We start from the raw sequence: 11021 nt of genomic DNA on the forward strand, positions 1-11021 counted from the left end.
TGACTATTTGCTGATAGAAGTTTAGCGAAGTTTTTAAAGCCTGAAATCGTGTTTTTAAACTGGTAATAATTACCTTCAGAATCGGTGACATCAAATACCAAATGGCTAATGTCTATTCCAAAATATTTAATATCTTTATTCATAAGAAAATGATTTTTGAAAGGACGACTACGCAAGTTTCAACGACTTAAAATCGAGGTCTAAAAGCCTCATAGAACTGTACGAAATCTGTGTAGTAAAAGAGAGGGGATTTTCAATGTTGACCAGATCTGTAGTCTCTGCGTATATAATAACCTTATTCCTCTCTTTTGTTCTTTCTAATTTATAGATCTTAATTTAGTGTTTTTATTAAAATGCTAACTTAAGCCGTATATAATTTATTGCTTTGGCAAGTGCTTATTTGGAAAATTCCTTCGGAATTTTCTCGTGTTCGTATTTGTTTGTTAAATTAGTTGCTCAAACACGCAACGTATCATATACAAAACCGTTGGCACACATTAAAACCAAACACTATGAAAAATTATATATTAATTCTTTTTTTAAGTTTCTTCTCTTTTTCTTTTGGGCAAGAATTTAGTGTTGAATTATTTTTTGAAGATTCCGCAGGAAATCAAGACAGTATAATTCTTGGTTATGATGACAATGCAACTGACGCCATAGATAGTGCTTTTGGTGAAACCAATATAATCACTATTCCTTATAATTCTGGTTTAGATGTTAGGATTAGCGATGAAATGATAGCTCGAAATACTTATCCAGACCCAATAACCGCAACTTACCATACCAAAACACAAATATTTCAGAAAAACTGTCCTACAAACTTTTCTATACAAGGCATTGACATAGTAACCGAAAATTGGCCAGTGACAGTTACATGGAATAACTTATTATTCGATGATGACTGTAGAAATGGTTCTGTTTTTACAGGCATAATCCCAGGAGGATGGTGGGATGTTCAAAGCCCTAGCGAGTTTGATTGTGGTTTTTTTAGAGTTCAATTTATAAACGACAATCAAGTAACATTCTGTGATAACACCTTCTACCCTGATTATCCTACAAGTAATAGCGCTTTTTTAACAGACGATAATTTAATAGTATCTGTTTTCTGGTTCACTTTTGGCAATGAATCGCTACTATTAAATGTTGAAGACTATAATTTATCCAATTTAGCAATATATCCAAACCCAACGGATAATAAAGTAACAATTGATATTAATGAAACCAATTTAGAAATTGAGCATGTTGAATTAATTCAAATATCTGGAAAAAGTTCAAAAATTAAGCTTGATAGCAATGGTTCTATCAATTTGAAGGATTATAAAGCTGGAATTTATTTTGTTAGAGTAACTTTCAAAACTGGAAATACTTTATTGAAAAGGATTATTAAAAAATAACGACATGCCAACACCGTGTATAATTAATTGCTTTTTAAGTGCTTACTTGCGAAAATTCCTGCGGAATTTTCTCGGGTTCGTAAAAGTTTGTTAACTTAGTTGCCTAACCACGCAACAAACCACATACAAACACGTTGTGCACAATGCGGAAAATGAGGAAAAACATCAAAATTTGAACTAAAAAAGCCAACCGCACAAACAGCACATTCATTTTTTTCCAACGCTCGATTCCAACGCTCAAAAAAATAAAAGAGCTGTTTCTCGCCAACACGCATAAAAACCAACTTACCTTTTGCACAACCATTGCATTAAATAATTTATATATTTGTATAAGTTATATGAAAATCTTTTTTTCCATATCAATGTCTATTTTATTCTTTTTTCAAGGGATAAGCATAGATATGGACTTTTGTGGTCCAATTAAAGATGTTTCAAGTGTTATTACCCATTATCAAGACCATAAAGTCTATGGCGACTCTTTCCTTGAATATGTGGTTGAAGATTACTTTGGCAGTGATACTCAAAATGAAGAGCATCATCATAGCCCAGATGAGGAAAATACACCTATTCATTCCCATAATCAATGTTGTCACCCATTGGTATTAATTATTGCCAACAATACTTTGGCTTTAACCAATCGACTAAATTTTGAAGAGAAAAAACAGTATAATTTACATAAAGTAAACTTCACTTCCAGATATTTGGAATCACTTTTCCAGCCGCCACGAGCATAATTCAGTTTTTTTAAAGGATAGCTATATCCAATTTTGAACCTATATGGTTCTTTTCATTTCGTGTAATTCTATTTTCTATATCAGAATTGTACCGAAAAGTTTAACTGAATTAAAACCTTTTCTATGATTAATAAAATCATTGATTTTTCAATCAATAACAAATTCATTATTGGTTTGCTAACGCTTACCATTGTTGGAGCAGGTATTTGGAGTATGACCCAAGTACCCATCGATGCTGTTCCAGATATTACCAACAACCAAGTACAGGTTATTACGCAAGCACCTAATTTGGGAACAGAAGACATTGAACAATTTGTAACCTATCCAGTAGAAGTTGCAATGAGCAACCTACCTGATGTAAAGGAAATCCGTTCCATTTCTCGTTTTGGTTTATCTGTGGTTACTATTGTTTTTGACGATGCTATGGGAACCTATCTACCACGTCAATTAGTAGCTGAAAAGCTAAACGAAGTTAAAGAACAAATTCCAAGTGGTTTTGGCGAACCTGCTATGGGACCTATCTCTTCTGGATTAGGAGAAATCTATCAATACACACTTAAAGTAAAACCAGAGTATAAAGACAAATATTCAGTTACTGATTTGCGCACAATGCAAGATTGGATTGTACAACGTCAAATGGCAATGGTAGAAGGTGTAGTTGAGGTAAATGCCATAGGTGGAAAAATTAAACAGTACGAAGTTGCTGTCGACCCAAACGAACTAAAAGCTATTGGTTTAACAATTACCGATGTTTTTGAAGCTCTTGAAGCTAATAATCAAAACACAGGTGGAGCATACATTGAAAAGAACCATCAAGCCAATTTTATTCGTGGAGAAGGTTTGGTGCGTAGTTTAGAGGATATTAAAAAGATTACGGTTAAAAACACTAACAATATTCCAATTACCGTTGGCGACATTGCTACGGTACAATTTGGTGCTGCTATTCGTTATGGTGCTTTAACACAAGATGGCGAAGGTGAAGTAGTTGGTGGTTTGGTGATGATGCTTAAAGGTGCAAATTCAAACGATGTTATTGAGAATGTTAAAGTACGAATGGCTCAAATCGAAAAATCATTGCCAGAAGGAATTATTATCGAACCTTTGTTAGACCGAAGCAAATTAATAGCAGAAACAACTTCAACGGTTGCAACAAATCTGATTGAAGGCGCATTGATAGTCATTTTTGTTCTTATTTTCTTATTAGGCAATTGGCGTGGTGGTTTAATAGTAGCTTCAACAATTCCATTATCACTATTATTCGCATTTATACTAATGAATGTGTTTGATGTTTGGGCTAACCTAATGAGTTTAGGAGCAATAGATTTCGGAATTATTGTTGATGGCGCAGTAATTATTGTAGAAAGTACCGTTTTTTTAATTGCATCACAAGTCCTAAAGAAAAAGAAGTTAACATCTAAAGAGCGTGATGGTGTTGCAGCAAATGCCTCAAAAAAAATGATGAATGCTGCCTTTTTCGGCCAGCTGATTATTCTTATTGTATTTCTACCAATATTAGCATTAGAAGGTATTGAAGGAAAAATGTTTAAGCCAATGGCATTGACCTTTATTTTTGCGATGATTGGTGCAATGGTACTATGTTTAACCTACGTACCAATGATGTCTGCATTGGTGTTACGAGCACCAAAAAACGATAAAAAATCTTATGGAGATAGATTTGTGCATTGGGTTGAGGATAAGTATCAACCTTTATTGGTAAAAGCATTGCAAAAAGGAAAATGGATTATTGGTATTGCAGTCGTGCTATTCGGAATTACAGTCTTTATGTTCACGAGAATGGGTGGCGAATTTATTCCACAATTAGATGAAGGCGACATTGCATTTCACGCCATTTTAAAACCCGGAAGCTCACTTACAGAAACGATTGAAACGACAACAAAAATTGAACAAATTGTAAAAGCAAAGTTTCCAGAAGTCGATAAAATAGTTAGTCGAATTGGTGTTGCAGAAATTCCAACAGACCCAATGCCAATGGATTTAGCCGATGTTTTTGTAATCTTGAAACCAAAAAGCGAATGGACAACAGCTACTTCTAAAGATGAATTGATAGAGAAGATGAAAGAAGCGGTAGAAATGGTTCCTGGTGTGAATTATGAATTTACACAACCTATCGAAATGCGTTTTAATGAATTGCTCGAAGGTGTTCGAGAAGACATTGCTATTAAACTTTATGGTGAAGATATAGAGGTGCTATCTCAAAAAGCAGAAGAAATATCTAAAATTATTGCTGGTACAGAAGGTATTGGCGATATGAAAGCGGAAGCTACAACAGGCCTACCGCAAATGACCATTTCATATAATAGAAATAAATTGGCACAATACGGACTTCAAATTAATACCTTAAACCAAATTGTACAATCCGCATTTGCAGGAGGTACGGCAGGAGTTATTTTTGAAGGTGAAAAGCGGTTTGATTTAGTAGTTAGATTAAGTTCTCGTAATCGTAAAGACATAACAGATGTGCAAAATTTGTATATCAACTTGCCTTCTGGTGCGCAAATTCCGCTTCGCGAAGTAGCTGATATAAGTTACAAAGCTGGTCCAATGCAAATCAGTAGAGACAATACGAACAGAAGAACTTATGTAGGTGTCAATGTTAGAGGTCGTGATGTAAAATCATTGGTAGAAGAAATTAAAACTAAATTAGATGCACAATTAGAACTACCATCAGGTTATTTCATTCGTTATGGCGGTGCTTTTGAAAATTTAGAACGTGCCAGTAACCGTTTACAAACTGTTGTTCCTATTGCCTTGTTACTCATTTTTGTACTGATTTATTTTGCATTAAAATCCTTACCACAAACCTTGATGATTTATATAGCAATCCCAATGGCAACCATTGGTGGTGTTGTAGCGTTGTGGTTACGAGATATGCCATTTAGTATCTCGGCAGGTGTTGGTTTTATTGTGTTGTTTGGTGTTGCGGTATTAAACGGATTAGTAATGATTAGTGGTCTGAATGAGTTAAAAGAAGAAGGAGTTACCAATCTAAAAGATAGAATTATAGAAGGTACTAAACGAAGAATCAGACCTATTATGCTAACTGCCTTTACAGATGTATTAGGCTTTTTACCTATGGCAATTTCAGCATCGGCTGGTGCTGAAGTACAACGTCCTTTGGCAACTGTAGTTATTGGTGGATTATTAACTTCAACTTTGTTAACACTATTTGTGTTACCTATTTTATACCATTGGGTAGAAAATAAATCATTTAGGTTTAAACCGAATAAAAAGTTGGTTACAGCAACAGCATTAGTATTATTACTATTTGGCTTTTCACTAAAAAGTAATGCACAAGAGTTGAATGATACAATTCCCGAAATTTCATTACAAGAAGCTGTTGAATTCGCAAAAAGTAATTATCCAATACTAAAACAACAGCAATTTGAAATTAGCAAACAAGAGCAGTTAAAAAGTACAGCTTATGATTTTGGAACGACTCAAATTTTTACGGGAGGTGAAGAAATCAATAACGGAAATGGTATTTACACCACTATTGGAGTTGGTCAATCAAATATTGATGTATTTGGTATTGCACCAAAGCGGAAATTACTGGAGCAACGCATTCAATTAGCTCAAAAAGCGTTTCAGCTTTCAGAATTAGATTTAGAACTGGAAGTAAAGAAAGCGTGGGCAAATGCTTTACAGAGTAAAAGGAATTATAATTTATACAAAGAGTTAGATTCCATCTATACCAACTTTGAAAAAGCAGTTGCTTTAAATTATGAAGTAGAAGCCATTTCTAAACTGGAATATGCAGCAGCCAAAAATCAAGCCTTACAGATTCAGAATAAATTTTTGCAATCAAAAAGCGAATATATTATTGCTTTACAACAATTAAACTTGTGGTTGATTTCAGATGATTTTTATACGGTTTCAGATGAAATTGATATAGAGAGCGAAATAAATGTAGAATCCTTTAGTATAGAAGCACACCCTTTATATACTGTTTCTCAACTTCAACTCGCAGAGGCAGAAGCAAACTATAAAGCTGCCAAAGCTGAAAATTTACCAAAGTTCAACCTTCAAGGTGGTTTACAAAAAGTAAATGGAAATTCAGGGTTTTATACCTATCAAGCTGGTATTTCCATACCGTTTTTATCTGGTACCACAAAAACACAAGTTAGAACAGCCAAAATTGATAGACAAATTGCCGAATCAAATATGCAGTTCAAGCAAAAGGAAGTGCAATCTAAATTTAATCAAGCTAAAGAAAATTACCAAAAATGGAAAACATCTTGGCTGTTCTATAAGAATCAAGTATTACCACTTATTAAAGAACAAAAAACTGGTGCTTTGTTTGCTTATAAAGAAGGAGAGATTGATTACACAGCGTTTACACAACTTATAAAAGAAGCTATTCAATCAGAACTGGAAGCACAAACAGCATTAGTGAACTATTTAGAAAGTACATTCCAATTACAATATTTTAATCAATAAGACAATGAAAGCCCATAATGGGCATTTGGCAAATAATGGTCAATACACATACAAAATTTTAGACAATGAAAAATATAACAAATAAATTCCTTATACTTTTTATAGTATCAATTGTAGCAACTGCTTGCGGAAATAAAGAAAGCCATAAGGAAGGTGATGGTCATTCCCATAACGAAGAACAAAAAACTGAAGAAAACGATGGCCATAGCGAAGGCGAAGAAGTGATGCTTTCACAACAACAGTTTGAGACCTTAAAAATGAAGATAGACACCATTGCATTGCGTAATATGAGTGGTTATGTAGAAGCAAATGGCACATTGGAAGTACCACCACAAAGTGAAGCTGCAATAACTTCTGTAGTTGGTGCAAATGTGTTATCCATAAAAGTGATTGAAGGAGACAAAGTGAATAAAGGTCAAGTTGTGGCATATCTTTCACATCCAAATATTATTCAAATGCAAACCGATTATTTGAATGCTTTTAGCAATAGTAATTTTTTAAAGAAGAACTTTGAGCGTCAACAAAAATTATATGATGCAGGAGTTGGCTCTGGTGCAAATTTTCAAAAGGCCGAAGCCGAATATGATGCCTCTAAAGCAATGGTAAATGGATTGGAAGCCCAATTGAAACTATTAAATATAAACACGTCATCAGTACGAAATGGAACAATTGCTCAAAGTATATCATTACGCAGTCCTATTGAAGGCTATGTGCAAAAGGTAGAAGTAAAAACAGGACAGTATGTTGAACCTCAAACCGAACTTTTTGAAATAGTAAATACACATCACGTTCACGCTGATTTAATGGTCTTTGAAAAAGATGTGTATAAAGTTAAGAAAGGTCAAAAAGTAAGCTTTAATATACAAACAATGCAAGATGAAGAATTAACAGCAGAAATCTATTCCGTAAGCAAAACATTTGAAGATGACCCTAAAGCAGTACACGTACACGCTGAAATTGAAAACAAGAAAGGTAACTTAATTCCTGGAATGTATATCCAAGGTAAAATTCAAGTAGAGAACACCAAAACAAAAGCACTTCCTGAAAGTGCGATAGTAAAAGAAGGTGATAGATTTTTCGTGTTTTCGGCAGAAAAAGAAAATGACGATTGGAGTTTTAAACCTATTGAAGTGCTTTTAGGAGCAAAAGATGGCAATTGGGTAGCTGTTCAATTTACTGAAGAACAAGATAAAATCACAAAATTCGCTTATAACAATGCGTATTATTTAATAGCCGAAATGAAAAAAGGAGAAGCAGAACACGAACATTAGATTATGCAAACCATAGAACAATTATTAGAGTTAAAAAATATTCGCGTTACGGCAATGCGTTTATTGATTTATAAGTTTCTTGTAAATAAACAAGTAGCAGTAACATTAAGTGATATAGAAAATGCTTTTGAAAAAGCAGATAGAACTACCTTATACAGAACTATTAAAACATTCGAGGAAAAATATATTGTGCATCAAATAGATGATGGTACAGGTATTACCAAATATGCTTTATGTGAACAAGGTTGTAGTTGTGATATAAATAAAGATTTACACTTACATTTCCATTGTAACAATTGTAATGAAACCATTTGCTTAACAGACCATAAAATACCAAAAGTTAAAGTGCCTGATGGCTTTGTTTCAGAAAATGTAAACTTGGTTGTAAAAGGTATATGTGATAAGTGTAGTGGATAACAAATGCACTTCCATTGCACTAACGATTGTACTACTTTTATTCAAAATTAATGGATATGAAGTTTAATACTAAAATACCTAAACCTCTTAAACAGGCTTATAACGAAGAATTAAAACGATATAGTTTCTGTTTAGAAAATAAGCAGTATAGTAATGCTTGGTATCATTTAGAACGCAGTCATATCATAGGGCAATCTTACCCAATAGAACATACCTATTCACATTGGCTAATGCTAAAGTTTGGATTTATGCAAAAAGATACTAAAGAAGTACTCGGTCAAATTATTAGGTTACTTGTTGGTGGTTGGAAATCATTTATTGACCACGTGCCACTTGGTAACACAGGCGGTGCAAACGTACTACCATTAAAATCTATGCCTATACCTAATGATATTAAAAATTTATTCAATTCAAAATGAAGAAAAAGAAAGTCAATTTAAGAGATTTAAAACCAAATCCAGAAGAACAACATTCTCACGATGATGGTCATAATCACGGTAATGGAAGTACATTTAAAACTTATGTGCCAGCAATTATAAGTTTTACGATGCTTATGATGGGTATAGGTTTAGACTATTTTGATGTTACCTTTTTCAAGGATTGGATTCGCATTATATGGTATGGTATTGCTTATTTACCAGTTGGGCTTCCTGTTGTAAAAGAAGGTTGGGCAAGTATTAAAAAAGGTGATGTGTTTACAGAGTTCTTTTTAATGTCCATTGCTACTATTGGTGCGTTTATTATTGGCGAATATCCAGAGGGTGTTGCAGTAATGTTGTTTTATGCAGTTGGGGAATTATTTCAAGGTGCTGCTGTAAAACGTGCAAAAGGTAATATAAAAGCTTTATTAGATGTTAGGCCAAAAGAAGCCAATGTATTTCGTGATGGTGACTATATAAGTGTATCGCCAGAAGCTGTAAATATTGGAGAGAAAATTCAAGTTCGTGTAGGTGAAAAAATTCCATTGGATGGTATTTTATTATCCGAAAAAGCATCTTTAAATACCGCAGCATTAACAGGCGAAAGCAAACCAGATTCTATTCAGAAGGAAGCCAAGGTTTATGCAGGTAGTATTAATTTAGAAAGCGTTATTGAAGTTGAGGTAACCAATAAGTTTGAAGATAGTTCTATTGCCAGAATATTAGACTTGGTACAAAATGCTACAGCACGTAAATCTAAAACAGAATTATTCATTAGACAATTTGCTAGAATTTACACGCCAATCGTTGTGTTATTAGCCATAGGTGTTACGTTTCTTCCATACTTTTTTGTGGATGATTATGTATTTAGAGATTGGTTGTATCGTGCCTTGATTTTTCTCGTGATTTCGTGTCCTTGTGCATTGGTAATTTCAATTCCGTTAGGCTACTTTGGCGGATTGGGAGCAGCTTCAAAAAACGGAATTTTATTTAAAGGCGCTTCGTTTCTCGATGCAATGACCAAAATAAATACGTTGGTTATGGATAAAACAGGAACTGTAACCAAAGGTGTTTTCAAGATTAAAGAAATTAAAGCAATTGGTTGGGAAGAAACCGAATTTATGAAATATTTGATGGAGATGGAAGAACAATCTACGCATCCAATCGCCAAAGCAATTTTAGAATATAAAGCAGACGGAGTAGATTTTGAGGCTACAGAAGTTTCAGAAATCGCTGGAAAAGGTTTGAAAGGTATTGTAAATGACAAAACCGTTTTAGTTGGAAATAAAGCCTTAATGACTTCTAATAATATTGATATACCATCTGAAACGGAATCTATTGTAGAATCTATCGTTTTAGTCGCTATCGATGGAAAATTTGCAGGTTATGTGGTTATTGCGGATGAATTGAAAGACGATGCAAAAGACACAATTATTAATTTACAAAAAATAGGCATAAAAAATATTATGATGCTTTCGGGAGACAAAGATTCCATAACTCAAAAAGTTGCTTCCGAATTAAACATTGAAAAAGCCAAAGGCGGATTATTGCCAGAAGATAAGCTAAATGAGGTTGAGCTTTTAAAGAAGAATCTCGAAAACAAAATTGCTTTCATTGGCGATGGAATTAACGATGCGCCAGTTTTGGCGGCAAGTGATGTCGGAATTGCAATGGGTGGTTTAGGAAGTGATGTTGCAATAGAAACCGCAGATGTGATAATTCAAACCGACCAACCTTCGAAAGTTGTAAAAGCAATACAAATAGGTCGTTCCACTCGAAAAATTGTGTGGCAAAATATCGGTTTGGCTTTTGGAGTAAAAGTAATTGTATTGATTTTAGGAGCAGGTGGATTGGCGACAATGTGGGAAGCAGTTTTTGCCGATGTTGGTGTGGCTTTATTAGCAATCTTAAACGCTGTACGATTACAAAAAATGAAATGGGATTGAGCAATGTTGCGGAAAAATTAGGTGCTAACATTAAAAATCGATTATTGAATAGCCAACGCTAAAATCCATACACATTCACAGTCGCATCATCCACGCTTCACCCAAACTGTAAAAGAGTATGTCTTGCCAATGCTCACTTTTGAACAAAATAACAAACATTGGAAAACCAAGCTGAACGTGAAAAGCACTATGCACAACAAAGTACTGTGGTAAAAAGCAAGTAAAAATGCATTAACTTTTCACTAAAATACTTCTATATGAATCGTCATATATTAAACCAGATTTTACGATAGCAAAAGCCTGTTTTAGAAGCTTATTACACACAGCTATTAAAGCCAGTTTTTTACTCTTCCCTTTTGCTACAATTCGTTCATAAATATCT

At 33.9% G+C, this 11021-nt stretch carries 7 protein-coding genes and 2 pseudogenes; 7 read left to right on the top strand and 2 right to left on the bottom strand.

Features of this window, described 5'->3' with window-relative positions; all coding sequences use genetic code 11:
• Positions 1-143, bottom strand: a pseudogene (locus tag DFQ08_RS16435) (IS110 family transposase); the annotation flags it as partial.
• 369 nt (positions 144-512) lie between these two features.
• Here DFQ08_RS16435 and DFQ08_RS15745 point away from each other — a divergent pair.
• The 7 genes from DFQ08_RS15745 (at position 513) to DFQ08_RS15780 (ending at position 10639) form a co-directional block, all read left to right on the top strand.
• Entirely contained in the window at positions 513-1394 is an 882-nt protein-coding gene (locus DFQ08_RS15745; protein ID WP_114311006.1) for a T9SS type A sorting domain-containing protein, read from the top strand.
• A 362-nt stretch (positions 1395-1756) separates the two neighbouring features.
• On the top strand, positions 1757-2128 hold the full coding sequence (locus tag DFQ08_RS15755; RefSeq protein ID WP_114311008.1) for a hypothetical protein: 372 nt from the start codon (positions 1757-1759) through the stop codon (positions 2126-2128).
• Between the two features lie 123 nt (positions 2129-2251).
• Entirely contained in the window at positions 2252-6586 is a 4335-nt protein-coding gene (locus DFQ08_RS15760) for a CusA/CzcA family heavy metal efflux RND transporter (protein ID WP_114311009.1), read from the top strand.
• Positions 6587-6651: 65 nt separating this feature from the next.
• Positions 6652-7857 carry an efflux RND transporter periplasmic adaptor subunit gene (locus tag DFQ08_RS15765; RefSeq protein ID WP_114311010.1) on the top strand — a complete coding sequence of 402 codons (1206 nt, stop codon included), beginning with the start codon at positions 6652-6654 and terminating at the stop codon, positions 7855-7857.
• Positions 7858-7860: 3 nt separating this feature from the next.
• On the top strand, positions 7861-8274 hold the full coding sequence (locus DFQ08_RS15770; protein WP_114311011.1) for a Fur family transcriptional regulator: 414 nt from the start codon (positions 7861-7863) through the stop codon (positions 8272-8274).
• 56 nt (positions 8275-8330) lie between these two features.
• Complete coding sequence (locus DFQ08_RS15775) at positions 8331-8693, top strand: DUF3703 domain-containing protein (RefSeq protein ID WP_114311013.1); 363 nt, start codon at positions 8331-8333, stop codon at positions 8691-8693.
• Positions 8690-10639: a heavy metal translocating P-type ATPase gene (locus DFQ08_RS15780; protein WP_114311012.1), complete on the top strand. Its 1950-nt coding sequence runs from the start codon at positions 8690-8692 to the stop codon at positions 10637-10639. The genes DFQ08_RS15775 and DFQ08_RS15780 overlap by 4 nt, the downstream gene beginning before the upstream one ends.
• A 231-nt stretch (positions 10640-10870) precedes the next feature.
• Here DFQ08_RS15780 and DFQ08_RS16360 read toward each other — a convergent pair.
• Positions 10871-11021, bottom strand: a pseudogene (locus DFQ08_RS16360) (IS110 family transposase); the annotation flags it as partial.

The sequence above is a fragment of the Winogradskyella arenosi genome (genome assembly GCF_003337305.1).
Classification (GTDB): Bacteria; Bacteroidota; Bacteroidia; order Flavobacteriales; family Flavobacteriaceae; genus Winogradskyella; species Winogradskyella arenosi.